The organism is Sphingobacterium sp. 2149, assembly GCF_031455655.1.
Lineage (GTDB): Bacteria > Bacteroidota > Bacteroidia > Sphingobacteriales > Sphingobacteriaceae > Sphingobacterium.
The window spans coordinates 136,244-162,467 of sequence record NZ_JAVDTD010000015.1 but is presented as its reverse complement, the minus strand read 5'-3'; the positions used below and the strand labels follow the sequence as shown (position 1 = coordinate 162,467).

General features: G+C 35.1%; 25 protein-coding genes, 1 other RNA gene and 1 pseudogene. 12 read left to right on the top strand and 15 right to left on the bottom strand.

The annotated features are described in order from the left end of the window. The first annotated feature begins 55 nt into the window (after positions 1–55). From J2X77_RS20690 to J2X77_RS23805, 3 genes are read left to right on the top strand one after another with little or no spacing between them, the layout of a single operon-like run. Positions 56–286 (top strand): IS3 family transposase, encoded by a 231-nt coding sequence (locus tag J2X77_RS20690; protein WP_209578899.1) that lies wholly within the window; start codon positions 56–58, stop codon positions 284–286. 9 nt (positions 287–295) lie between these two features. After that, complete coding sequence (locus tag J2X77_RS20685; RefSeq protein WP_310082289.1) at positions 296–889, top strand: integrase core domain-containing protein; 594 nt, start codon at positions 296–298, stop codon at positions 887–889. Beyond that, positions 820–993, top strand: coding sequence for a GNAT family N-acetyltransferase (locus J2X77_RS23805; protein WP_409050322.1), 174 nt, complete (start codon positions 820–822; stop codon positions 991–993). Before J2X77_RS20685 ends, J2X77_RS23805 begins: the two co-directional genes overlap by 70 nt. 180 nt (positions 994–1,173) lie before the next feature. On the opposite strand, the gene J2X77_RS20680 is transcribed toward J2X77_RS23805, so the two are convergent. From J2X77_RS20680 to J2X77_RS20630, 11 genes are all read right to left on the bottom strand, one after another. Further along, positions 1,174–1,800: a glycosyltransferase gene (locus J2X77_RS20680; RefSeq protein ID WP_209578897.1), complete on the bottom strand. Its 627-nt coding sequence runs from the start codon at positions 1,798–1,800 to the stop codon at positions 1,174–1,176. Between the two features lie 18 nt (positions 1,801–1,818). Then, the gene (locus tag J2X77_RS20675; RefSeq protein WP_310082287.1) at positions 1,819–4,197 is read right to left on the bottom strand and encodes an outer membrane beta-barrel family protein; all 2,379 of its coding nucleotides are present in this window, start codon (positions 4,195–4,197) and stop codon (positions 1,819–1,821) included. Between the two features lie 69 nt (positions 4,198–4,266). Further along, positions 4,267–4,587, bottom strand: a complete 321-nt coding sequence (locus tag J2X77_RS20670) for a 2Fe-2S iron-sulfur cluster-binding protein (protein ID WP_209578895.1) — start codon at positions 4,585–4,587, stop codon at positions 4,267–4,269. 4 nt (positions 4,588–4,591) lie between these two features. Beyond that, the gene (locus tag J2X77_RS20665) at positions 4,592–5,902 is read right to left on the bottom strand and encodes a GlcNAc-transferase family protein (protein WP_310082285.1); all 1,311 of its coding nucleotides are present in this window, start codon (positions 5,900–5,902) and stop codon (positions 4,592–4,594) included. Positions 5,903–5,924: 22 nt separating this feature from the next. After that, the gene (locus J2X77_RS20660; RefSeq protein WP_209578893.1) at positions 5,925–7,232 is read right to left on the bottom strand and encodes an SPASM domain-containing protein; all 1,308 of its coding nucleotides are present in this window, start codon (positions 7,230–7,232) and stop codon (positions 5,925–5,927) included. Further along, positions 7,229–7,747: a hypothetical protein gene (locus J2X77_RS20655; protein WP_209578892.1), complete on the bottom strand. Its 519-nt coding sequence runs from the start codon at positions 7,745–7,747 to the stop codon at positions 7,229–7,231. Before J2X77_RS20655 ends, J2X77_RS20660 begins: the two co-directional genes overlap by 4 nt. 8 nt (positions 7,748–7,755) lie before the next feature. Continuing rightward, complete coding sequence (locus J2X77_RS20650) at positions 7,756–9,978, bottom strand: peptidase domain-containing ABC transporter (protein WP_209578891.1); 2,223 nt, start codon at positions 9,976–9,978, stop codon at positions 7,756–7,758. A 5-nt stretch (positions 9,979–9,983) separates the two neighbouring features. After that, entirely contained in the window at positions 9,984–11,021 is a 1,038-nt protein-coding gene (locus J2X77_RS20645; protein WP_209578890.1) for a hypothetical protein, read from the bottom strand. Between the two features lie 5 nt (positions 11,022–11,026). Then, on the bottom strand, positions 11,027–12,397 hold the full coding sequence (locus tag J2X77_RS20640; protein ID WP_209578889.1) for a radical SAM/SPASM domain-containing protein: 1,371 nt from the start codon (positions 12,395–12,397) through the stop codon (positions 11,027–11,029). Between the two features lie 133 nt (positions 12,398–12,530). Beyond that, on the bottom strand, positions 12,531–12,740 hold the full coding sequence (locus J2X77_RS20635) for a hypothetical protein (RefSeq protein WP_293940135.1): 210 nt from the start codon (positions 12,738–12,740) through the stop codon (positions 12,531–12,533). Between the two features lie 148 nt (positions 12,741–12,888). Next, complete coding sequence (locus J2X77_RS20630; protein WP_209578887.1) at positions 12,889–13,725, bottom strand: glycosyltransferase family A protein; 837 nt, start codon at positions 13,723–13,725, stop codon at positions 12,889–12,891. A 284-nt stretch (positions 13,726–14,009) separates the two neighbouring features. Between J2X77_RS20630 and J2X77_RS20625 the strand changes: the two genes are divergently transcribed. The 4 genes and pseudogenes from J2X77_RS20625 (at position 14,010) to J2X77_RS20615 (ending at position 15,652) form a co-directional block, all read left to right on the top strand. Further along, on the top strand, positions 14,010–14,198 hold the full coding sequence (locus J2X77_RS20625; protein ID WP_209578886.1) for a hypothetical protein: 189 nt from the start codon (positions 14,010–14,012) through the stop codon (positions 14,196–14,198). 118 nt (positions 14,199–14,316) lie between these two features. Next, a pseudogene (locus J2X77_RS23800) lies at positions 14,317–14,574 on the top strand (recombinase family protein); the annotation flags it as partial. A gap of 88 nt (positions 14,575–14,662) precedes the next feature. Then, positions 14,663–14,947 (top strand): recombinase family protein, encoded by a 285-nt coding sequence (locus tag J2X77_RS20620; protein WP_209578885.1) that lies wholly within the window; start codon positions 14,663–14,665, stop codon positions 14,945–14,947. A 114-nt stretch (positions 14,948–15,061) separates the two neighbouring features. After that, positions 15,062–15,652 (top strand): hypothetical protein, encoded by a 591-nt coding sequence (locus tag J2X77_RS20615; protein ID WP_209578884.1) that lies wholly within the window; start codon positions 15,062–15,064, stop codon positions 15,650–15,652. Between the two features lie 14 nt (positions 15,653–15,666). Here J2X77_RS20615 and ssrA read toward each other — a convergent pair. The 3 genes from ssrA to J2X77_RS20600 form a co-directional block, all read right to left on the bottom strand. Then, positions 15,667–16,034: a transfer-messenger RNA gene (gene ssrA, locus J2X77_RS20610) on the bottom strand. 329 nt (positions 16,035–16,363) lie between these two features. Beyond that, a complete protein-coding gene (locus J2X77_RS20605) occupies positions 16,364–18,394 on the bottom strand; it encodes a M3 family metallopeptidase (RefSeq protein ID WP_209578883.1) in 2,031 nt (676 codons plus the stop codon). 190 nt (positions 18,395–18,584) lie between these two features. Then, a complete protein-coding gene (locus J2X77_RS20600; protein WP_293885098.1) occupies positions 18,585–19,790 on the bottom strand; it encodes a pyridoxal phosphate-dependent aminotransferase in 1,206 nt (401 codons plus the stop codon). A gap of 266 nt (positions 19,791–20,056) precedes the next feature. Between J2X77_RS20600 and J2X77_RS20595 the strand changes: the two genes are divergently transcribed. The 4 genes from J2X77_RS20595 to J2X77_RS20580 all read left to right on the top strand — a co-directional run bounded on the left by J2X77_RS20595 (position 20,057) and on the right by J2X77_RS20580 (position 24,562). Continuing rightward, entirely contained in the window at positions 20,057–21,046 is a 990-nt protein-coding gene (locus tag J2X77_RS20595; protein WP_310082276.1) for a cation diffusion facilitator family transporter, read from the top strand. A 147-nt stretch (positions 21,047–21,193) separates the two neighbouring features. Next, positions 21,194–22,984, top strand: a complete 1,791-nt coding sequence (gene lepA / locus J2X77_RS20590; RefSeq protein ID WP_209578881.1) for a translation elongation factor 4 — start codon at positions 21,194–21,196, stop codon at positions 22,982–22,984. A 63-nt stretch (positions 22,985–23,047) separates the two neighbouring features. Continuing rightward, positions 23,048–23,935: a tetrahydrofolate dehydrogenase/cyclohydrolase catalytic domain-containing protein gene (locus J2X77_RS20585; protein WP_209578880.1), complete on the top strand. Its 888-nt coding sequence runs from the start codon at positions 23,048–23,050 to the stop codon at positions 23,933–23,935. Between the two features lie 84 nt (positions 23,936–24,019). Beyond that, positions 24,020–24,562 carry a hypothetical protein gene (locus tag J2X77_RS20580; RefSeq protein WP_209578879.1) on the top strand — a complete coding sequence of 181 codons (543 nt, stop codon included), beginning with the start codon at positions 24,020–24,022 and terminating at the stop codon, positions 24,560–24,562. A 93-nt stretch (positions 24,563–24,655) separates the two neighbouring features. Here the strand turns inward: J2X77_RS20580 and J2X77_RS20575 are convergent, their stop codons facing one another. Beyond that, positions 24,656–25,525, bottom strand: a complete 870-nt coding sequence (locus tag J2X77_RS20575; RefSeq protein ID WP_209578878.1) for a serine hydrolase — start codon at positions 25,523–25,525, stop codon at positions 24,656–24,658. Between the two features lie 156 nt (positions 25,526–25,681). On the opposite strand from J2X77_RS20575, the gene J2X77_RS20570 reads away from it, so the two are divergent. After that, positions 25,682–26,224 (top strand): DUF1543 domain-containing protein, encoded by a 543-nt coding sequence (locus J2X77_RS20570; protein WP_310082272.1) that lies wholly within the window; start codon positions 25,682–25,684, stop codon positions 26,222–26,224.

Below are 26,224 nucleotides of genomic sequence, written 5' to 3'. Positions count from 1 at the left end.
AAAGGAATAATCACAGCTTTTTTATATAATTGTATGATCTTTTAAGTGGCACGGTTTGACCGAAATCACTGGCATCATTACTCCGAAATACCCACTGTCTTCCAAACATCCTGTATATGGATTTCGAAAACTATATTCCTACCTGCGTAGAGAAGGTAAGCCATGGAACCATAAAAAAGTATACAGAGTATATAAGCTGCTTAACGTGAACAAGAAGCGACGTGGCAAACGTCGGTTAGCTACTCGGGAGAAGCAACCTTTGGAACAACAGATCAGCATTAATTAAAAATGGAGCATGGACTTTATGAGCGATAGCTTGGCCAGCGGAAACAGGTTTAGAACCTTTAATGTGATGGATGACTGTTCCCGTGAGATATTGTGTATCGAAATAGCTACTTCAATTTCTTCTTTGCGGGTAACTCGGACACTTGAACAAATCATAGACTGGCGGGGCAAACCGCTCTGTCTACGCGTAGATAATGGTCCTGAATTCACCAGTCATCATTTTGAGCTCTGGTGTAAAGACCAAGGCATCGCTATTCAATTTATCCAGCCCGGTAAGCCTATGCAGAACGGTTACATCGAACGGTTCAACCGAAGTTATCGCAAAGAAATTTTGGATGCTTATTTATTTTTCAACTTGTCAGTAGTAAGAGAACATACCCAGGCATGGATGGATGAATGCAATAACAACAGACCCCATGAAGGTCTTGGGAATCTTACACCAACGGAATTATCAAAAAATATTAGACACAAACAACAAATAAATCAATACGAAGGTTCAATATTTTTTTTTCCGAAGATGAAAATGCTTACGAAATCGGATTTATTGTTGATGATTTTTATTGGGGAAAAGGTTACGGTACTGCTGCAATCTGCAATAATTTAATAAAATATTGTAAAAATAATTTGGATGCCAAAATAGTCTATGCCCGTATGTTTAGTGATAACATTGCATCTCAGAAATTTTGTTCTAATAATAAATGGTATTAATAGAAACCTCTGCAATTGATAATGATAGAAAAAGATGTACTATGACTATTTCTTTTGACAATTAATATTTATAAAATTAAAGCATGACCAAATCGGAGATTTAGTTTTAATTTTGTGGTTTTATATAGATGATATTGTAAATGAAAATCAATTATAAGCCTTCCTTATCGAGACGGAATACTATAACCATGTATGTAACCAATAATGGATTAAAGGTTTTTTGACCTTTCTTTGAAAAGGTTCCCTTATTTCTGAATAATCAAATTCAAAAATATCTTTTACTGGTAGAATTTGTTGGTTGCAATAATAATCATTCATAGATTCCCGCATCCTATATGCGCCTGAATAATAAGGTGTAAGAGGAAGCTGGCGGGAATTATAGACAGAAATAATATCATCCGTTAGTTTACTAAGGAAAGGTTCGTTCTTTTCGGCTGAAAAACATTCAGGCGCGAAAGTCCCATTTCTTGGATCTTGCAATAAGTACCCTTTATCCAAATTTGAGATTTTGCGGTAATAATCCGATGAATCCACCAGTTCTATATCCCAATCTACATATATACCTGAGTGATGTAGAACAATTAGATACCTTGCTATGTCTGATGCTTCGGCAAGATTTCTAGCATTTATAAAAGCCTGTAGAGCATTAGGATAATTAATGGAAATAAAGTTTGATATCTCCACATGATTCCAATATTTTATCTTGAACCCAAATTTTTTCATTTTTGTCCATGAGGTTAAGCATTTATATATAAGTGAATTGGGAATATCAGATAGTAAAATTTGATGAATAATTGGCTCAATCATATCTCTCGTTATAAATTATTAATATGCCCTTTGTTTTTCTTTATCACTGATAAAGTTTCTTTGTCTAGCATTGATATTCATGCTGCCAAACCTAAAAGATATTGATAGTCTAATGCTTCGACTATCATAATAATTGTCATATGTTTGTTGCACACTGTTGACAATCGCTTTTAGTTTACCTTGTTGTGTTTTGAGAATATCATTAGCAAATAGTGCGAGGTCCCATTGTTCGTTTATTTTGTATCTAAAATTTAGGTTTACATTAAACCGTAGTGATCTTCGAAAAATACCTGTAATCTGAGGAGAATAATAAAAACTTGATAATTGGGTGGTAATCTTTTTACTAACTTTGAAATTGTTGTCTAAGCTTAAATAGATAACATTTACATTATAATCCGGAACGATTTTATTGTCATATTGTTTTATGTTCCTGTGGTATCCATTGAATACGAAGTTGCTTTCAAGCCAATTACTTTTACGCAAAGTATAAATTGCTGTAAACCCAACTGTTGACATATCATAAAAATTTTGCATGGTGTCAACTACCATCTTTGAGTTTTCATATGGTATGGCAGTTTGAGCAATTTGTTCTTTTGCAAAATTGGTATAAAGTGAAAGATTTAAATTACTATTGTTGGAATAATTCATTTCTATATTATGAGAAAAAGATGGTAATAAATAAGGGTTTCCAACAGTATAGTAATATTTTGAAATATATCTAGCAAATGGGTTCATTGCAAGAAAAGCAGGCCTCTCTATTCTTCTTCCATATCCAAGTGAAAAAACGTTCTTTTCGTTAATTTTATATGAGGTGTAGAGTGTCGGAAATAATTTCATGTATTTATTCTCATACTTCTTTACTAGGGTATTTGAAATACCTTCTGTAGTTGTATTTTCAATTCGAAGGCCCGCTTTAAGGTCTATTTTTTTACTAATTGCGGTATTAATAGAGAAAAATAGTGAGCCAATATTTTCTTTGAATTCAAACTCATCTGAATAATTGAAAATGGTATCTGTAATTCTAGAAGTTGCGACAGACTGTAGATTATTTCTATTACGAGAAGTTGAGAAGTTTATACCATAATTGATGTCAAACATTTTAATTTTTTGCTCAACATCTAAATTAAAGGAAGTATTTGTAAAAACATTCTGGCCATTATTTCCTGAATACCATTTATTGTTCTGGAAAGGGGTGCCATTAGGTAGAAATGTTTCTGAATTAAAGCTTCGAAAATTATCAAAATTGCTTCTATAATGATCTAAGTCGAGAACTATTTCCTGTCCATCCTTTCCAAGGGAATATGTCGAATTGAAGTTTAAGCCTAAACTATTAGTCGTAGAATTTTGTGAACCATTTCCATTAATAATAGAATCCAGAAGCCCTGTTTTCTGCATAATATTTGTAATAGTATTATCGTTTGCATGTGGTCTATTATCATTGAGAAAAGCCTGAGCTCCAACACTCATTTTTTCACTTACTTTGTAATCTGCTTGTATCCTTCCATTATAATATTTGCTAAAGCTCCTCTTTTTACTTATGGTGTTCCAATCTTGTGTATTATAAGCTATATGGGGTTTTTCTGTGAATAAAACAGAACCCTCAGTCATATTTAAACTAGAATAAAGCGAGAGCCTGTCCTTTTTGTAATTGAAGCCGGCTCCTAAATTTATAGTTGGGTGAGTTGTCTGTGTAAATATGGAGCGGGCGGATGCGCTCCAAAAATCATTGACTATTTTTTTTAACTTAATATTTAGGATACCAGCATTCCCTGCAGCGCTAAATTTAGATGGAGGAACGGTTATGACTTCGATACTTTCAATAGATTCAGATGGTATACTTCGTAAATAGGAAGTTAGATCATTACCAGAAATGCGTAGGATTTTATCATTTACCATAATAGTTACACTACCTTTACCTATAATACTTAATGCATCGTTTTCCGCCATAACAAGCGGGGTGACTTTTAAAACGTCCATAGCATCACCACTTAGAGATACCATACTATTTTGAACATTAAATACAAGACGATCTACTTTCCGTTCAATAAGAGGTTTATTGCCATTGACAACTACCTCTTTTAGAGTATTGACTTTTTCAGACATCCTAAAAGTCATTTTTTTAAAATGTCCTGAAATAAATGTGGTATCAATATCAATAAAACCTGTATGTTGAAGTTTTAGACGATATGTTGATTTTTCCTTCAAGTTATTGAAAGCAAAATTACCATTCTGATCAGAAGAAGAATATTGTAACACGGTGGTATCATGGATAAGTTTGATAGTTACAAATTCGAGATTTTTATTTTCCGCAGTAATAATTTTTCCTTCTACACTTTGTGCAAAAACGGGGCTCAAAAATTGTAATATCAAAAAAAAGCTTAATAAATATTTGGACATTTTCATTTACGATTTATGGAAAACTTCCATTTTCCGTCAAAAATTGACTTTATTGAACGAAAGATTTAGTTAAATTCCTTTTTTATATCTTGCAAACTCTTTCTCCTGATGGGTTTTAATTACGCAATCCGAAGTTGCAAAGCCAGTACATGCTAAGAAATATCCTTCTTTTATGTCTTGGTCTTGTAATGTTGTTTGGGTAGTATGAATAATACTCCCCGAAATTAATTTACAAATACAACTATTACAATCACCAGTTCGACATAAATAAGGAAGGTTAATATTCTCCTGTTCTGCAAGAATTAAAATAGGTTTATCCTCATTTGTTACTATTTCCTTTTCAATTCCTCTTTTTTCATTAATAAATGTTAGTTTATTTGTTGTTGACATTGTTTTATAAATTTATACAATTTTTAATAGCAAAACCATTCAATCCGGCTTGGAAATAAGGCATCCTTCCTTTTATTCTTTTATTATTTCCTCCATGTTTGCTATGGAGTTCAAGAATCCATGAATCTGGAAGATCTTTACATTTGAAATTGATTTCAATTCTGCAATGTCTTTCATCAGAACTTTTATTTTTCCAAATTTCATCTATATTAAGGGCTTGTTGATGAACTTCATCATTGTTACTCATAAATCTTAAATGAGCAAATTCATATAAATACAATTCATTTTCATCAATAACAGAGTTTGGTATATGGATATAATTGTTTACATATGAATAAAAACTGTTTTTCCATTCCTCTTCATTATTATAAATGGTTGGATTTATTGGGGGAAGGTTCATTAAAGTATAAGCTTGTACTTTGTTTTCATTAAGTAATATTCCCGAATATCTTTCATAATCTTTTAACTGCCTAACTTTTCCCAGTCCATAATCTCCCCAATTATAGTAGGTTATTTTTTCTGATTGCTCAAATAGACGTTTTAATCGTCGCATTGCCTGATTCTCCAAAATTCCTGTATCAAAATGGTCATCCCAGTGCTTAGGTGTTTCTTTTCGGGTATAATAATGCCAAGTAATATTTATATGGGGATGATACAAATCATAGCCATGTGTATAAGCTCGAACGGCTAGATTAATTTCTTCACCGGAAAAATATAAGTGAGGGTCATCTAAGATTTCTTTACAAAAAGCTCCTATTGAAAAGCAGAATCCCCCAGCTAGAAATCTTGCTGGTATAGGTTCAGTAAGAACTTCCCAATTAGGAATTTCTGATGGCCATCCAATAGGATATATTCCATGTTTATCAAATTCACGGAAAATAATTTGATTTGGCGCCGTTTCTTCATATTTAAAATTAAAAGGTTCGAAATGAGGAGGGTAAGTTGTTAAGATTGGTTTTTTAATACCTTTATGCCTTAAAGATTCAAGCATTTCTATCAAGATCCTATCCCATTCCCAAACAAATCTCATATGCGAGTCTATTTGTAACGTATATGCTTCATCTTTGTATTCACGTTGGATTAAATTTCTTGCCCAACAAAGACCTTTTGATTCTTTATATGGAATTTCAATTATATTGAATTGAGGATGAGTTTTGAACTCTTTAAATTCAAGGTTATAGTTATCTTCAGGATTATATTGATGGCAAATAGTTATATGCAAGTTTTCAGGATTCGTTGCTTTTTCAAGCATATCCCTCAATGTTGAAACCAATAATGGGTCTCTATATGCTGCTATTTGGACAAAAATTGACATTTTGATTCGGATTAAGTGGATACTAGGCTATTGATATATAATAACTAACGATACATTCATTTAAAGATGACTTTTGGTTCAAATAACTGACTAACAAACGATCTTCAATATTATATTTAAAAGTGGGGCAACCGAGAGATTTACCCTCTTCTCTTTTTAATAGACAGCCACCTCCACATAACGGTAATAAATTGCAACTATAACAAATTGGTTTATTATCCCGTAGTTCAAGCATCCAATTCCTAAATTTAGTCGAGTGTAAATGAATCCTAACATCGTCGCTAACATTCCCAATTAGATTATTCTCGATTATATTTGGTGTTGATAAAGGAAGTGCATTACAGGAAAATAAATTCCCATTTTTATCAACAGATAATGAATTTTGGTCTGTTGCCGCACATGGTAAATTAACACGAGTTGGAAGTATACTCTGTATAAATCCCTTTTCTATTGCATAGAATAAACAATCAATCTCATTCTCAGCTAATTCATCATTAGAAATATCGTTATTTTCTAGAAAATCAAATTTAAAGGTAATTCGATTTTGAGTCTCAGCATGTGAAAATTTATCAATAATGTTAAAAACATCATTAATTTTATCGCTTATAATGGTGAGTTCAAATATAATTCCATCTTGGGGGCGGAAAGGAGAGTTATCTAATATTAATAATATATTTTTGATTGTTGTTTCAGTGGATTCATAGTTTGAACATTGTAATGTTATGTGATATTTTTTTATTATGCACAAATTGAAAAGCATTGCAAAGACTTTCTCCGTTAGAAATTCGCCTTCACAAATTAGTGATGAAGCATAGTATATATCATTCAAGTCTGTAATTCTCAAATTTGACTCCGATATTGAAATCATTGTTTCAATAAATTCAGTTGGATCATCTATTTTCCATGTCAAAAAGAATGTTTTTAGATTTTTTTTGATTAGCTCAGTTTCTATGTAAGAATTGATAGAATTAACAAAATCATTTTTGGGTCTAGAAATTGTGTTGTTCTTTGAGCATGAATTACACCCAGATCGACAACTCTCAATCAAGTTCACAAATAAGGAGATATTATCATTAGTTACTTTATCGTAATCATATAACTCAACAAACTCATCGTTGCCATTTTGTATTAATATTCTACTATTTTGTAACTCCGTTATTAGTCTTTCATCCAAATTGTAGAAATCTTCATTCGTAATTTTTTGAAATACTTCGTCCCTTACTACGATAGTTTGGTTAGAAAGACATGAATAAATTATTGTCATCTTGGAAGTCACAGTTTCCTTAGCGTCTTCTATAGAAGTTGTTATGATATATTTAGATAGTCTCATCTCTTTATTAATTTTCTAATCATCGACTCTATAATATTTTCTTTACTGGTTGTTATCTTTAAACCAACATTCATTCCGGCAACTGGTTCGATAACTCGGCTATTGTCTAAGCGTAATTTTTTAGTTTGATAAAGTGTACTTTTCAAGGAGATGTAAGTATGTTGATCTTGACGCCAAGATGAATCAATAGTTCCTAAAATTGATCCAAGATCTACAGATTTGTCGCCTAAAAATGTGATTTGAGTTTCTAACCCGTGATCATATTCTATCTTCGGGTCGTCCATATTTAATTTGATAACTAAGCAATTTTCATTAACAATCAACTGGTTTGAAGATATTGTTGCAAGAAATCGATCGTAGTTTTTAATTTGAATTTTATTGATTAACAACATGGCCAATAATATGGATAATGTTATTAGCAGATTGCCCCAGCTAATGAAAAAATGTGGAGGTTTGTTCATCACTTCCTGAACTTCAGGACTTCTCAGTTCATATTTTGATTTTAATTCTGCCATGTCGAATTTTAATTACCTAATTCCAGCTGGTTTTTTACCAATTCATAATATCTACCTCTATTTGAAATCAATGTCGAGTGGTTACCGATTTCCTCTATCTTGCCGTCATTTAATACAATAATTTGATCTGCTTTCTTTACGGTACTAAGTCTATGTGCAATGATTACTACAGTCTTATCTCTGAAAAATTCGTTAAGATAATCTATTATTACTTTTTCATTATTAGCATCCAAACTACTTGTTGCTTCGTCAAAAAATATATATTCAGGGTTTTTATAAACCGAGCGGGCAATTAAAATTCTTTGTCGTTGACCACCGCTAATGCCCATTCCTGATAAGCCAATTTTTGTGGTATAATTATTCGGAGTACTTTCAATAAAATCTTGTAAGTTTGCCACTCTAATTGCCATTTCCATCTTTTTTTCATCTATGTCGCCACCATCCATCGCAATATTTTTGGCAATTGTATCATAGAAAATGTAGCCGTCCTGCATCACACTTCCACAGTGGCTCCTCCACAATTTGGGGGATATTTTATTTAAATCTGAGTTTCCAACTAATACTCTTCCTTGTGTTGGTTGATAGAAATTCAGCAATATTTTCATTAGGGTCGTTTTTCCACTACCACTTGTTCCAACAATAGCAGTTACTTTGCCTTTTGGAATTCTTAGGTTAATATTTTTTAAAACATACGGAGAATTTGGTCCTTCGTATTGAAAGGAAACATTCTCAATAAATAAATCCCCTAAAGTTATTTGCGGGTACAATATCTTATTTTTTACAATTGCCTCCTCATCTTGTTTATTATGGATCTCTTGTAACCTAGACATACTTAATTTGGCATCTTGTGCGGCCCTAATTAAATTGACTAATTGCTCGATGGGACCAGAAGTCTGGCCAATTATATAAGATATACTTAGGAGTTGACCAATTGTCAAATTCCCTTTAATAGCCTCAGTTGCTGCAATAAATGTGATAAGGATATTTTTGACATGAGTCACGAATATTAGGCCGGTTCGTTGATATTGTTCTAATGCAAGGCTTTTAATATTTAATTTGTAATCTTTTACTTGTAATTGTTCCCATTCCCATCTTTTTGGGGTCTCGCTTCCAAAAAGTTTTATTTCTTGCATACCTGTGATCAATTCATAAAGTTTATCCTGATTTTCTCTGCTTCGGGAAAACCTTTTGTAGTCCGTCTCCTTTCTTTTTTTCTGGAAAAGCAGAATCCATATTATCCCAAAAACGCTAAAGGCAACAAATAAACTGAGGATTTTTAGATTATAAACTGCTAGAACTATTGTGAATACAATGATATTTACAAAAGAAAAAAGTGATGTAAGTACAGAACCAGTAAGAAAATTTTCAATTCTATGATGGTCGTTAATCCTTTGAGCAATATCCCCAACTGCTTTTGAGTCAAAATATCTTATTGGAAGTTTTAATAATTTGGACAAAAAGTCAGAGATTATACTTAGGCTGATTCTGGAGTTGATATGTAAAAGTAACCAGGAGCGCACTAATTCGATACTCATGTTTCCAAAAATTAGAAAGAGTTGGGCTAGCAGGATTACGTGTACTACAGACAAATTTTTCTCCGAGACACCTTGGTCAAGTAATATTTGTGTTGTAAAGGGAAGTGTCAGAGAAATTAAACTTGCAGCCAACATACCAATAATTAGTTGGGCAATATGCCTCTTGAATGGTTGTAGATAATGAAACAAAAATTTCAAACCATGTTGCTTTTCTTTTATTTCTTTTGCATTGTAAAATGTGGGGGTAGGTTCTAAAAGCAAAGCCACCCCTCGTTCATTGTATGTAGAAACCCAAGCTTTATAAAAGGTTTCTTCATCTAGTTTAACGATGCCATGTGCAGGATCGGCAACTACAAAGACTTTTGAATATGATTGCTTATGAAATATTCTTTTTATGAAATTTCCTTTTCTTTTAATTTTTAACAAAACAACAAAGTGTTCCTGATTCCAATGTAAAATACATGGTAATGGACAATCGTTGATAAGCTTTTGCATGTTCAATTTTACCATCAGCGATCTGAATCCAAGGGTTTCAGAAGCTTCACTAATGCTTAAAAGACTAACTCCATTTTTTCCTAAATGGCACAATTCACGGAGATACTCCATGGAGTAGCTTTTTCCATAAAATTCTGCTACCATTTTTAAACAAGTAGGGGCACAGTCCATTATATCATGTTGGATGGAAAATTTGAACATAAATATTAATTCATTGATGTTACAGTAAAATCATTGATCCGAAGTTTGGAGGTGCTTATATTTAATTCATTGAGCTGATAGGCGTAAATTGAGCTTTTTAGATCTGACGGTATCAATTGAAAAACATTTTGGAAATTCAGCATATTAGCTAATATGAAATGTTGTATGGAGGTAGGAACTTGCTTATTGAAAATATTAGATTTGATAGATTTTTCCATTCCATCCATTTGCTTACCATTCAGAATTAGCAAGAAAATATCGAGTGAATCCTTTAAGTATGGATTGATATTATCATTGTAAGGTATATTAAGATTATCAAAAATAGAAGAAAGATAATCGTTATGAAGTGAATCTAAAGAGTCAATTTTTCCTATAGCTTTTGATAATATTCCGTTAATAAATGATTTTAAGATCGACTGATACTGCCCCTCGAAGGACAAAACGCTTGAAAAAGGGAACTGGAAAGATTCTTTTTCATTACTCATTAAATATTTTATCACCTCTCTAGCGAATAGTGCCGATTCGGAATATTTTTCAGCATTAAAATAAACTTTAGATATATTTAGGTATTGTTCTATTTTCATATACATTCCGTCCTCAAATCCATGGTCAATCAAAAAATCGATATTATCCAGTAATTCGACCATATATTTTTGCGCATTGTCGTAATCTTTATTAAGATAATAGTGGTAATAAGCCAACACCGGATTTAGTATTGATTTTACACTGTGATACTCTAAAAGATTATTTGGGTCTAGATTACTGTTCTGTTCTAAAATTTTGTCAACAAAATAGGATGATACATTGGGTTCCTTTTCTTTACAGACCCTAAAAAGTTTTTCGCTCAGGATATAGTTGTAAATAAGTTTTTCTCTAACTTCTTCTGTAGGTCGAACATATTTTAAAAGAGCATAAAAAATATGTCCACTGTCATAGTTTTTATGATTCGATTCTAATTCCTTAGATTCTTCTAGCTCTTTTTCACTCGTTGGAGTATACTTCTCGAACAAATGTAGATATTCAATAATTTGAGATTCATTCATAATTATTATCCTAAAGTTTGTAATTGGGATTTATCAATTAAATATTGTAAAACGAGCTTGTCCTCAATGTTCGCTTTCATTGTGGGGCATGTTATCTCACCATTATACCAATCTTTAGGGCAATTGCCATTGCAAACTGGAAATAGATTACACTTTGAACATTTCGGAGAAACATTACAAGTTGCAAGATCATCATACCATCCTCGAACCTGAGTGTTTTTGTTAAAGGTTGTTTTATCTTGCAGAAGATTTCCAATAATATGTTTTTCCTCCGTATATTTAGGCGTATAGGGGAATTCATAACAAGGCGTGATATTTCCCGTAGCATCATAAACCTCACTAGCTTCGTTGACTACCATACATACATCATAGTTTCTTGTTGGCAAAACGTACTTCACAGGAAATCCTTTTTCTAATAGATACATTAGCCATTCTATTTCAAGTTCAGCGAATTCTATAGTGGTTAAACCTTGTTCATCTCCAACAGTCTTGTCACCCCAATTTGTGATTGGGAAAAAGCCCATTTCAACTTTGTCTTGTAATCCTAAAGATGCCATATAATCAACCATTTCATTTGCTTGTAGATAATTGGTTTCATCAATATTCATCCGAATGAAAATCGGATGTGTTACGAATTGTTGGTAATGATCCAAAGAGCAGATATCAAGTATGTTTTTCATTATAATATCAAAAGTTGACTCTCCTTTTTTCGTTATCCGACGTTTATCGTGATGTTCCTTAGTAGTATCTAAAGTGATTTGAAATCGTTTAACCTTGTGATTTAGATAGAGTTCAGTGAATATATCTTTTTTTAAGCTAAGCCCATTTGTGATGATTGAAGCGCTATACCTAAGATTACGTTCATAAGCAATCTCCTGCATTTTATTGCTTAGGTTAATTATGGCAGAATAACCCATTAAAGGTTCTCCCCCATACCAGGTTGTATGCACTAATTCAGTGTCAGGTTTCTTATCTAGTTGATAATATAACCTTTCGATTATCTTATCTTGAATTTCTTGAGTCATAGTCAGCTTGGAATGAACTTGACCACAGTAGAAACATCCTAATTGACAATTTGCAGTAGGTTGAATGGTCATTGATACACATTTTGTATCTTTAACTCCTAATTTGTTCAATTTTAATATCTCTTGAAACTCATCCTCTAAGCTGTGGACTATAATTTCATACTCCATTAGCCTAGCTAATGCAGTAGTATCAATGGTAGAAAAATCCCCTTTTAATAGGCTTTGATATAGACCCTCCTCGATCAATGTAGATATACCACTTCGAGTAGAAAAGAGTATACGTTGATGAACATCGCTGTTTGGGTCTAAAACATCGGTGATCACTATATATTTTGAAAGTTTGAAATTCATATTTATAAGAGCTTATTTCAATATTATTACTTATTTTAAGTACAAAGCCTATTTCGAACTGGCTGTAGGCTAATTATTTGATTACAGCATGCGAATTTTCATCCACATGCCGTAAATTCTTTTGTAATAATTACTATCCGTAATTACTACCATTGTTACAGGTACAATCAGGTTCTTTGGTCGTGTAGTTTGAACCGTTGTTACATGTGCAAGCAGCTAAAATCCCACCACGGGTTGCTGATGCTTCATCAAGGTTCATTACTTCAAAACCGTCCGAAAGATTGCCTCCTTTTTGGCTTTCACTAAATTTTAGTAAAGCCATTTGCAAACGTTTTGATTTCATTTGACTTAATTTAAGTTTACAATTCTGCTAAAGTTTTACATTATTAAGCACTTGTTGAATGACATATTTGACTCCTATGCTGAGTTTCAATTATAGTGGCTGGACTATAAAAGATTTTTGAATTTTGTGTTAATTTCTATATCGATTTCTAAAACTTTCTATTTAAAGGGGGGCGGCTTCTAATATCATAAAAAGCTTCTAGTTGTAGTTTTCTCCCTTCGTCTGTTGCATGGTCGTTATCCTTATGGAGTCTATAGCAATAAATTACGTTCTGAATAAATAGGCAGTTTTCATATCCAGCAATTTCTAAAAGAGGTAACATTAACGCTTGGTCATACGTCGACATGTAAAATCGATTATCTCCATATCTGTTGTCGCTGTATCTAAAATTCTCAACATTTGGATCTTGGTCTAAAAAAGCTTTGAATAATTTGTATTTAAAAGTTTTAAGATGAGATGCTTTCCATGTTGTCTGCCTCAGCATATTGAATTCCTCTTCTGTATATGGCGAACTTGGATCATAAAAACCATAATTAGTAATATATGAACCATAAGTTAGCAGCGCATCGTCATGATATTTACTGTTTACTATTTGAAAAGCAAATTCTCCGAAAATATAATCATCACCATCTAAGATGATTATTATGTCCTCATCTAAGAAAGACTCTGTTACTAATGCTTGGTATATATTTTCCAATGCTCCGATACGAGAATTATTTATTCTTTTATAAAAATTTGGCAAATCATCATCTATTAACACTATTGTACCATCATCTGATGCGTCATCCAATAGATACACTTCATAATTGTTGTATTCTTGTCCTAAAATTGAGCTTACACAATCAATAATATAATTTCCAACATTCCTGAATGGAACAAGTACTATTATCCTGTTGGATATTTGATTTTTATTTGTAAAAAGCATAGGCTTTGGTCTATAATCTTTCTTGATGTTGAATTGATTCTGGTTTATTTTTAAAAACATCCTTAGAATTTCACTAAGGCTATCAAGTAATCTTATTGGTAATTCTATGATTAAAATAATGGATTAGGATTTTTAACAAAAATAAACTCGACCAAATGCGATTTGACCAATACCATCACATGCTTAACCTAGATGAATTGATATTAAAAGTGTGGTTGATTCTTAATAGATTAAAAGTAGATTGGGAGGGGACGGAGCTTATATCTTTCGAAATTTATTAAAAAACCAATTTGGAAAAAAAACTAAAAAAAATAATGTAAAACAATTTGAATAAATAATGTCTTATGTCAAATAATTCAGTTTTAAAACATAGCAGTAATCTTGGTAAAGTGAATAAAAAAGACAATATTATAGCAGACCAAAAAATAAAAAATGATGAAAAATTGGTAAATTTAATAGTTAAGATTTTGGTAAATAAAGCAATAAAGGAGGCTAATGAAAAAGGGTATACGTTATTTAAGGTTCAGCAGTGATGGTCAAAGTTTACATAGTATCGAACGTCAGGATTTAATAACAAGCCAATGGATGAATAATAGTGGTGTGGAAATAGTGGATACATTTATCGACGAATGACATACTGCCCGAAAGTTTGATAGGCCGGATATTAAGGTACTTTTTGACTTTATCAAAAAGAACCATGATCAAATTGATTACTTGGTTGTAGATGAGTTAACAAGATTCAGTAGGATCGCTGGTGATGCCATTAATATGGTTACAAAAATTCAAGCGCTTTATGATGTTAGAATTGTAAGCGCTAGTAGAGGATCAATTTATGATTGTATGGATCATAATTCATTCTTTATAATGGGGCTTGAATTTTTAATGGGCAATTCTGAAAATATAGAATGACATAAATGCTGGAATCTATACAGCCAAAGCAGCTAAAGGACTTTGGATTCAAGGCGGGCGGGCTCCATTTGGTTATAAAAAGGAGGGTATGAATGAGGAACGTCGTCTAGTAGTTGATGAAAGTGAAGCAATTGTCGTTAGATATATTTATGATGCTTATATAGCAGGAGTTGCTTTATACAAAATTAAGGAAAAGGCTATAGAAATGGGATTAAAACGCACAGCAACTACTGCCGTTGAACAAATACTAACAAACCCTTTATATTATGGATTTCAACAAGTCAAAGCATGGAAACAAAATCCTGAAGGGTTATTCCCTCTAAAAAATCACGAGCCAATTATTGAAGCAACGGCTTGGAAATTAGTTAATTAAAAAATAAAAAGAGGTAATAAAGAAAGGAAAATTTATGACGACCTAATTCCACTACGTGGTGCTTTACGCTGCCATTGTGGAAAACTATTAACTGGTGCTGCTAGTAAAGGGAAAATGGGAAAATACTATTATTATTATAAATGTAGTATCGCTAGTGCCCATAATAATATAAGTGCTAAAAAAGCTCACAAACAATTATCCGGTGCTTTAGAATTAATGAGTCTTCCTGAAAAACTAATATCGAGTATAAAAGAGAAGAGTGAGATAGAGATAACTTTAAAGGAACATAAAACATTATTAAAACAACGCCAAATAGAATACGAGCAGGCAGGAGAAATGCTTATGTCAATCGAGGAAAAATGGATTACAAATCGGATTCAACACGATACTTATGAAAGGTGGCATAATGAGTTAACTATAAAAAAAGAATCTCTTAAAGAACAAATTGATAAGTTAAGACATAATGGAGATAAGACATTTTTATTGTTACGAGATCAATTATTTTATCTTTCAGACCTTAATTACGTTTATACAGAAGCTAACACAATAGAAAGGCAGGAACTCATTAAAATGGTGTTCGACGACTTTTTATACTATAAGAACGGTATCTATCGAACTCCGTATATTATGGAATCGTTTATTTGTAATGAATTGAAAATTAGGGATATGAGCTATTTAGATTATACAAAAAAACGGGATAATTGAAAAATTATCCCGTCAAGTGGAGCTGGAGAGATTCGAACTCTCGTCCAGTCATGGTACTGTATACGCTTTCTACATGTTTAGCTTCTCTTTAATTGTCGGGCGAGGGAAGGTGAGTCGCTTACCTATACCGTACGCCGTAGTTGCTGTTTCTCACAAGTGCTTAGCAACATCACACCTGCCAGTTCTATTGTTCGATGCCCCGAATGTTAAACCAAAGAACAGGATCTAACGGGACAAATAGCTATGTTAAGTCTAACTTAAGCAGCTAAGGCGTAGTTTTCTTCGCCAGTTATAATTCTGAAAGTTCAGATTAAAGTGCTCTACTAACAACGCACTACATGCTTACATAACCGTCTCCATCCTGTCAATTCCGGTCAACCCCAATTATGTTATACAAAGATACTATTTTTTGCGTAATCAGCAAAGTGTGAGGGATTCTTATTTTAGTGCGTTTATTCTAAATGGAAACAAGTGATATTTTAATATTGTTGAGAGCCAAAATATGGTATTCATAAAGTTTAAGGAACTCATCTACACCAATGTATTCGGCTAAGCTAAAAAACGCTAGATTATACGTCAATTTATTCAGATACTCATATTTTTATTGGTATTTTGGTCGATTAAGGAAATTCTTGGGATAAACTGGTATAACTACTTTTACAGTAAAAAAGCTGGATTTCAAATCCAGCTTTTTTATGATGATCAATTCAATTATCTGATCAATCCAGCCCTTTTCAACAAGGGGTCTACTGAAGGTTCTTGTCCGCGGAAGCGTTTGTAAAGGACCATTGGATGTTCTGTACCACCTTTGGAAAGCACATTTTCTTTAAATTTGGTCGCGATCTCCTTATTGAAGATACCATTCTGTTTGAAGTAATCAAAAGCATCTGCATCCAGTACTTCCGCCCATTTATAGCTGTAATAGCCCGAAGAATAACCACCATTGAAAATATGGGAGAAGGATGTACTCATGGCATTCTCCTTAACATCTGGATAGAGTTTTGTTGAGGCAAACTGTTCATCTTCAAATGCTTTAAGGTCTGAGATTGCCGTTGGGTCTTGTCCGTGCCAACCCATATCCAATAAACCGAAGCTCAATTGGCGCATTGTCGCCATGCCCTCAAGAAATGAAGCGCTTTCGCGGATTTTTTCGACAAGTTCCATCGGGATTACTTCGCCAGTTTCGTAGTGCTTGGCAAATAATTCAAGGGCTTCTTTTTCATAGCACCAATTTTCCATCACTTGACTAGGTAATTCTACAAAGTCCCAATAAACGGAAGTTCCAGATAAAGTGGGATAGGTGCTATCTGCCAGCATACCATGCAGGGCATGGCCAAATTCGTGGAATAAAGTCGTTACTTCCTGAAAAGTTAACAACGACGGTTTTGAAGCTGTAGGACGTGTAAAATTGCAGACAATAGATACATGTGGACGCTCTTGCCTACCATTTTGGATGTATTGTGGTTTGAACGATGTCATCCAGGCACCATTTCGCTTGCCTTTACGCGGGAAGAAATCGGCATAGAAAATAGCAACTAATTCCCCGTTATCTTTACTGACCTCAAATGTTTGCACCTCTTCGTGGTATGTGTCAATATTATCGACCTCTTTAAAGTTGATGCCAAACAAACGATGAGCCACTTCAAATGCACCATGCAAGACATTTTCGAGTTTGAAATAGGGTTTGAGCTTTTCATCGTCCAAATTAAAGCGTTCTTGTTTCAACTTTTCGGCATAATAAGCACCATCCCATTTTTCCAATTGGTCTATGCCATCCAAGTTTTTTGCAAATTGGGATAATTCTTCAAATTCTTGCACTGCCGCTGGTTTTGCTTTTCCGAGTAAGTCATTTAAGAATTCAGTGACTTTGCTTGGGCTCTGTGCCATACGCTCGGCAAGGACAAAGTCTGCGTGGGTTGCGTAGCCTAATAATTTGGCCCTTTCGAAGCGGAGTTTTACAATTTTCAGAACATTATCTACGTTGTTATACTCGTTATCCTGAAATGCTTTGCGGCCTGCCGCGAGGGTAATTTCTTTGCGAAGTTCCCGATTGTCGGCATAAGTAACAAATGGAAAATAACTTGGAAAGTCCAGGGTAAAAAGCCAGCCTTCCTTTTCGTTGGCTTTAGCCAAAGCATGTGCAGCTTCTATGGCACCTTCTGGAAGTCCGGCGAGATCTTTTTCGTCGGTTACCAACAGCTGGTAGGCATTGGTTTCGGCGAGGACATTCTCTCCGAATTTCAATTTTAAAAGCGATAGCTCGGCATCTATTTCGCGGAGCTTTTCCTTTTGTTCATCATTCAAAAGCGCACCATTGCGTACAAAATCCTTATAAGATTTTTCCAATACGGTCGTTTGTTCTACCGTCAATGTCAGTTGATCTTTTTGATCGTATACAGCCTTAACCCTTTTAAAAAGATCGAAATTTAAGGTGATATCATTACCCAATGCAGATAATTTAGGCGCCACATCCTGCGCTATTTTTTCCATATCAGCATTGGTTTCAGCTGAATGGAGATTGAAAAAAATACTGGACAAACGGTCTAATGTCTGGCCTGAATAAGACATGGCTGCGATTGTATTATCGAAGGTCGGCAGCTCGGGATTGTTGACGATAGCATCGACTTCATCTTTTGTTTTTTTTATAGCTTCATCAAATGCGGGAATGTAATCTTCGTTTTTTATCTGTGAAAACGGAGCAGTGTCGTGCTGCGTTTTAAATTTATCTGTTAAAATACTCATAGGAGTAAATGTAATAAATATTTATTTCAAGCGATAGTATCTGCTTTAAATTATGGAGCTGAGATGATATTTGAACTTGGGAGAGTTGAGGCTGTGTCGTGAAAAATCAGGGAATTTAATCAGCGGAGAATAGATTGGGATGGGATAAAAAAAGAGCTCCTCTGAGCTCTTTTTTTATTGGTATAAGAGATTAGGCTAGTTTTCCTAATGCTTCTTTGATTCTTTTTAAAGCTTCGATCAAACTTTCATCTGAAGCTGCATAGGACAAACGGATGTAGTTGTCGTTACCGAAAGAATCTCCACCTACTGTCGCTACGTGGCCAACATTCAATAAGTACAAGGCCAAATCAGATGAGTTCTTGATGACATTGCCATCTTGGTCTTTTTTACCGAAGAACGAAGAGATTTCAGGGAAGAAATAGAATGCACCTTCTGGTAGATTTGTTCTTACACCTGGGATTTCAGTCAATAGATCGTATACCAATTGGCGACGACGAGCGAAAGCTTCTTTCATTTTATTGACAGACTCTAATCCTTGTTCATACGCGACAATACCGGCACGTTGAGAAATTGAACAGGTACCTGAGGTTGTCTGTCCCTGTAATTTATCATTTGCGGCAGCAATGGTTTTGTTGGCAGCGATATAGCCTAAGCGCCATCCAGTCATTGCAAATGCTTTTGAAAAACCATTGATGATGATCACTCTATCTTTGATGCTTTCAAACTGGGCGATGGATTCGTGTTTATCGACAAAGTTGATATGTTCATAGATTTCATCAGATAGAATAAATACCTGAGGATGTTTTTCGAAAACTTGGGCCAATGCAGCTAATTCATCCTTGCTATAGACAGTTCCAGTAGGGTTGTTTGGCGAAGAGAACATAAACAATTTGGTTCTTGGTGTAATTGCCGCCTCCAATTGATCCGGTGTAATCTTAAAGTTATTGTCGATTTCAGTATTGATAAATACCGATTTACCTTCTGCTAAAACGACCATTTCTGAATACGATACCCAATATGGTGTTGGTATAATCACCTCATCACCTGGATTGATTAAGGTCAGAATCACATTAGACAGGGATTGTTTTGCACCCGTGGAAACAACAATTTGAGAAATATCATAATCTAAATTGTTTTCTGTCTTCAACTTGTTTACAATTGCCTGGCGAAGTTCAGGGTATCCTGGTACAGGCGAATAACGCGTCCAGTTTTCATCTAGGGCTTTTTTCGCTGCATCTTTTACATGCTCAGGTGTATTGAAATCAGGTTCACCTACGCTAAGGCTAATTACATTAACGCCTTTCGCTGCTAATTCGCGGCCCAACTTGGTCATTTTAAGTGTAGCCGATTCGGACAAATTATTTATCCTGTCTGATAAGTATGATGATGTGCTCATGATAAGACAAAGATATTATATACGTTGCAAATAATCTCCTTTATTTTTGAGAATTTACAAACAAAAGCAACTCTTTTATTGAGCATTTTTAATAAAAGGGCTGTTGAAGCGATTTAGCGCAGTTATTTATTTTTTTCTTGACTTCACCTGTGTAAAACTAATCGATATGATCTGCCTTTATATCTTTACCTTTGCGCTCACAAAATATTGGCAGGGCATCATTTTCGTGGTTTCCTCATATAAGTTTTTATTAAGATTACAGCATCATGTCAAGACAAAGAAGATTGGTCTTATTATCGCTTTTCACCGGGATAGGTTTGATGGTCGTGAAATTTTTCGCCTATTTTTTAACAGATTCCAGTGCAATCTTTACAGATGCGGCGGAAAGTATTGTTAATGTGGTCGCTTCTGGTTTTGCATTTTATAGTATTTATCTTTCAGCTCAGCCTAGGGATGAGAATCATCCTTATGGACACGGTAAAGTGGAGTTCTTTTCGGTATATTTGGAAGGTGGACTTATTTTTATAGCGGGTGCAATTATCCTAGCCAAAGCCTGTTACAATCTTTTCTTTCCTGCAGCGTTAACACATCTTGAACAAGGGATTTATTTGATTGGTATGACATCTGTGATAAATTTTGTAGTGGGGTTTTATATCATGAGGCGCGGTCGGGCATTGGGATCAATTACTTTGGTGGCGGATGGAAAGCATTTGCAGGTTGATGCGTATAGCACGGTCGGATTGATATTGGGGCTATTGTTGATGAAACTGACTGGTTTTCAATGGATCGATGTTGTCATCTCAGTTATGCTGGGACTTTTTATTCTGTTTAATGGTTATAAGTTACTTCGCCAATCGATTGGTGGGTTGATGGATGAATCGGATACAGCGCTCGTGCGGGATGTTGTTAACATTTTGGAAAGCAACAGGAAAGATGAATGGATTGATGTCCATAATCTTCGTGTACAGCGCTATGGAAATGAGCTTCACGTCGATTGTCATCTTACACTCCCCCGTTATCTTGACCTCACCCAGGTACATGATGAAATATCTGCAGTGGACAAGGTCGTTAATGACGAGATGTCGGTGCGGACCGAATTTTTTGTGCATGCTGACCCTTGTCTTCCACAATGTTGCCAATATTGTCAGGTTGGCAACTGCCCAATTCGTTCAGAGCAATTTGGAGAGCGGATTTCTTGGGACAGAGATAATGTCACGCGAAATCAAAAACATTTTTTATATACTATTGCTGAATAGCGAAGCCCTATTATGGTGCTGATCTTGAAGGAGATTACGCCTTATTCGATCTCATCGCCCGGCGCTAACTAAAATAAAGCTAGTTTATATAAATATATATAAAAAAAGGTATCTTTGCCTTTTAGCAAAAGAGTTTAAAAATCCTATATGAAGCACATTCGTAATTTCTGTATTATTGCGCATATTGACCATGGCAAAAGTACTTTGGCAGACCGCCTTTTAGAGTATACCAATACCATTAGTCAGCGTGAGGCACAGGCACAATTACTTGATAATATGGATTTGGAACGTGAACGTGGTATTACAATCAAGAGTCACGCCATCCAAATGAATTATACCAAAGATGGTCAGGAATATATTTTGAATCTGATTGATACCCCAGGGCATGTGGATTTTTCCTATGAGGTTTCGCGTTCAATTGCTGCTTGCGAAGGCGCTTTATTAATCGTGGACGCATCTCAAGGTATTCAAGCACAAACGATTTCAAATTTATACCTCGCGTTGGAACATGATCTGGAAATCATTCCGATCCTCAATAAAATGGACCTTCCAGGTGCTATGCCAGAAGAAGTAAAAGATCAGATTGTGGATTTGATCGGTGGTGACCGGGATGCGATTATTCCTGCATCGGGAAAAACAGGTCTTGGCGTTGCGGATATTTTAACAGCTATTGTGGAACGTATCCCACATCCGGTGGGCGATCCTGATGGACCTTTGCAAGCGTTGATTTTTGACTCAGTTTTCAACTCATTCCGTGGTATCATGGCTTATTTTAAAGTTGAAAATGGTGAGATCCGAAAGGGCGACCGCGTGAAATTTGTCGCTACTGGGAAAGAATATTTTGCCGATGAAATTGGGACACTGAAGTTAAATCAAGTACCTAAAGAAGTCATTAAGACAGGTGATGTCGGCTATATCATTTCTGGTATTAAGGAAGCGCGTGAGGTGAAAGTTGGGGATACCATTACGCAGAAGGATAGACCTTGTTCTGAGGCTATCCAAGGGTTTGAAGAGGTGAAGCCGATGGTCTTTGCGGGTATTTATCCTGTCGATACCGAGGATTATGAGGAGTTGCGTGAATCGATGCACCGTTTGCAGTTAAACGATGCTTCTTTGGTGTTTGAACCAGAGTCGTCAGCAGCCTTGGGTTTCGGCTTCCGTTGTGGTTTCTTGGGTATGCTCCACATGGAGATTATTCAGGAACGTCTGGAGCGTGAGTTTGATATGACCGTTATCACGACGGTTCCCAACGTATCCTATAAGGCTTATATGACCAAGGATCAAGAGGAAGTGATCGTACATAACCCATCTGATCTGCCTGATCCAAGTAAATTGGATTCAATTGAAGAACCTTATATCAAAGCTAATATTATTACGAAATCGGATTTCGTAGGACCAATTATGTCACTTTGTATCCAAAAACGTGGAACGATTATGAATCAACATTATCTAACTTCGGATCGTGTTGAATTGGTTTTTGAGATGCCCATGGGAGAAATTGTATTTGACTTTTATGATAAGTTGAAAACAATATCAAAGGGTTATGCTTCATTCGACTACCACCAGATCGGTTACCGTAAGTCAGATCTGGTAAAATTGGATATCCGCCTGAACGATGAACCTGTAGATGCCTTGTCGTCGTTGATACACCGGAGTAACGCCTATGATTTTGGTAAAAAGATCTGTGAAAAACTAAAAGAACTGTTACCACGTCAACAATTTGAAATTCGTATCCAAGCGTCAATCGGCGCAAAGATCATCGCACGTGAGACGATCTCCGCTTTACGTAAAGATGTTACAGCAAAATGTTATGGTGGTGACATCTCCCGGAAGCGTAAGCTTTTGGAGAAACAAAAGAAAGGTAAGAAACGCATGCGTCAGGTTGGGAACGTAGAGATTCCGCAATCTGCATTTATGGCGGTATTGAAATTAGATTAATAAAATAACACAATAATAAAGGAGCTCAAGAGCTCCTTTTAAATACAATAAAATCTCCTAAACATGAATCTATTAGATGGTAAACTAGTTTCCGAAAAAATTAAAGAGCAAATTGCGTTGGATGCTGCTGAGTTTACAGCACAGACTGGTCGTAAACCTCATTTGGTTGCTATACTCGTTGGTAATGATGGTGGTAGCGAAACCTATGTGGCTAGTAAAATGCGCAATTGTCAGTTGGTCGGCTTTGAATCAACGAACATTCGCTATGACGAAAGCATTACTCAGGAAGAGTTGATTGCAAAGATCAAAGAAATCAATCAGGATGAGTCTATTGATGGATTGATTGTTCAGTTGCCTTTACCAAAACATATTGATCCGGATAAAGTTACCGAAGCAATTGATTACCGTAAAGATGTAGATGGATTCCACCCCATCAACCTCGGTCGTATGCAGCGTAATCTTCCCTGTTTTATTCCTGCTACACCATATGGTATTATGTTGATGTTGGATTATTGTAAAATTGAAACAGCAGGAAAACATGCAGTAGTTGTTGGAAGAAGCAATATTGTGGGATCGCCAATGAGTATATTGTTAGCACGGAATTCCAATCCAGGTAATTGTACTGTTACCTTAACACATAGTCGCACAAAAGACCTTAGCACAGAGGTTTTGCGTGGTGATATAGTTGTCGCAGCAATCGGAAAGAAAAATTTTGTTACCGCAGACATGGTTAAAGAAGGTGCTGTCGTTATCGATGTAGGTATCAACAGAGAGGTTTCTACAGAAACGAAATCCGGCTTTAAGCTATATGGTGATGTTGATTTTGAAAATGTTGCTCCTAAGGCATCGTGGATTACACCTGTACCTGGTGGAGTTGGGCTAATGACTATCGTGGGTTTACTGAAAAATACATTAGAAGCGGCGAAAGGAACAATCTATCCAAAGCAATAATTTTTCTATTTGGCATAGAAGTTGTATATTCATATATGTGCTCTAATGAGCATTTGAATAACTACACTTATCAATCAATATATAATGAAAAAAATTGCATTTTTAGCAGTCGTGGCAGGAACATTGGTAATGTCTTCTTGCAACAATTCGGAGAAAAAAGACACTACAGCGACAGATTCGGCACAAACAGTCGGTGAGCATGTAGATGCGGCGATCGCAGATTTAAAAAATGCGGAAGAAAATGCGCGTTTGAAAGCAGAACAGGCAAAAAAGGATTTGGATGAAGCTATTGCGAAAGGCGATAAAGCAGCTGAAGAAAAAGCTCGTGCAGCTTCGGAAGAAGCAAATACGGCATGGGAAAAAACTAAAACAGCATTGCGTAATGCTGGAGAGGATGTAAAAGAAGGGTTAAAAGACGCGAAAGATGCAACAGTAGATGCAACGAACACAGCAGTTGATAAAACAAAAGATGCTGCAAAAGATGTCGCTCAAGGCACGAAGAATGTTGCAAATGATGTCGCTACCGGTACGAAAGATGCTGCTAACGATGTAAAAGATGCTTCCAAAAAGGTTGGTGACGATATAAGCCGAAAAGCTAAGAATGTCGGTGAAGCATTAAAGAACTAAATACTATATTGGACCTTATTGATATAATAAAGGGACACATTATACCGTGTCCCTTTATTATATAGTTTCATTTTTATAGTATAAGCTTGATTTTTATTGATAATAATCCCATAGTAATTTTGAAAGCTTCCGAGTGAGGATTTCAGCTTCATTGGTTTTTCCCCAACTTTTATCAGCATTATTCTTGGTGAATATACTGAAAACATAATCTCCCTTCGGTGCATTGACTAGAATAACCTCATTACGCACATCGTCTAGAGATCCTGTTTTCGATGCGGTTTTCACAGTTGCCGGGATTTGTGAAAGCCCTCGCCCATCATAGAACATATTTCCCAGAAGGCGATACATCTGATCGGAAGATTTTGCAGACACAACTTTTCCTTCTCGGATCAATGTCACCAAATCAGCCATCTCCTTGGGGGTTGTCTGCCCCCAACCATATCTTTCCCAATCCGATTTTCGCCCCTCAGTCTGTGAGTTGACGAGCGTGTGCACTAGTCGAAGGTCGGTCATTAATTTATTGATTGCGCCCCCACCCCCTGCGAGTTTCTGATTCCAGATACTGGTTACATTATCGCTATATGACAACATAAGACCAATTAAGGTTTTCAGGTCCACTTCTGTACTGTCCTTAAAAAATTGCATGAGCCCAGAGCCACCATATTTTTGATTACTGCGGTAAACCAGTTGCTGATCAAGCTGTAACTCACCTTTTTCAATTTTATCAAATATGCCAACTAAAATAGGTATTTTGACAATACTGGCGGTAGGGAAAATGCTGTCAGCCTGAATATTGACCTCTTTATTTTTTTTGAGATGATGTACATAAATGCCAACATCACCCCGAAAACCTTGAATCAGCTGTATTATTTTCGATTCAAGTTTTTTATCGGTGGAGGGCCTTTGCCCAAACGATGATAGTGATAAAAAAACTAAAGTGGATAATAGGAATATTTTGCGCATTGTTAACGTATAATACATGTTGAATGTGATGGATAATAGTTACTTTTATTGTTTACAGGGCTTAAGTTATGAAATATTCATGATTCTTATGTATGAACACTGATGAAAATAAACAGGATATTTTAACAGAGATAGTGAAAAACTGATTAGTATATTATGAGATTATTTATGATTTTGATCGGCTGTAAACCGAAAAATAGGCGAACAGAGCAGCATGATATTTTCTTTGGAATTGGTGATGAGCTCAAAGATTTTGTCGATCCAATTAAAGATTTTTGGTCAGAGGCTGATGGTAAAATTCACATTGATGCTTACCGTATTGTGCATAAGGTCGGAGAGTATGAAATCAACGTTGTTGAGAGGAGCGATGAACAAACTAATGATTCCGAATTAAAGTTATTTTTTGTCAATTTAGGAGGGTACAAGCCAAATGAATTTGATGAGTTTCATTACAAGGAGCTTATCGTCGCTTCTAATTTGGCGAAAGCGACTGAAAAGGCGAAACGCACTGCCTTTTGGAAGCATCATAGTTCGGCGCATATTGATGATAAGTATGGCTTGGATGTTGATGATATTTATGAGATAGAAGATCTATTATCGCAAGTTGATAGATGTAAGTATGGTATTCAAATTAGACCAAATGCCGATCGGGAAGAGGATATTATATCTAACGGATATTTTAAACTAAGCGCGTTGTAG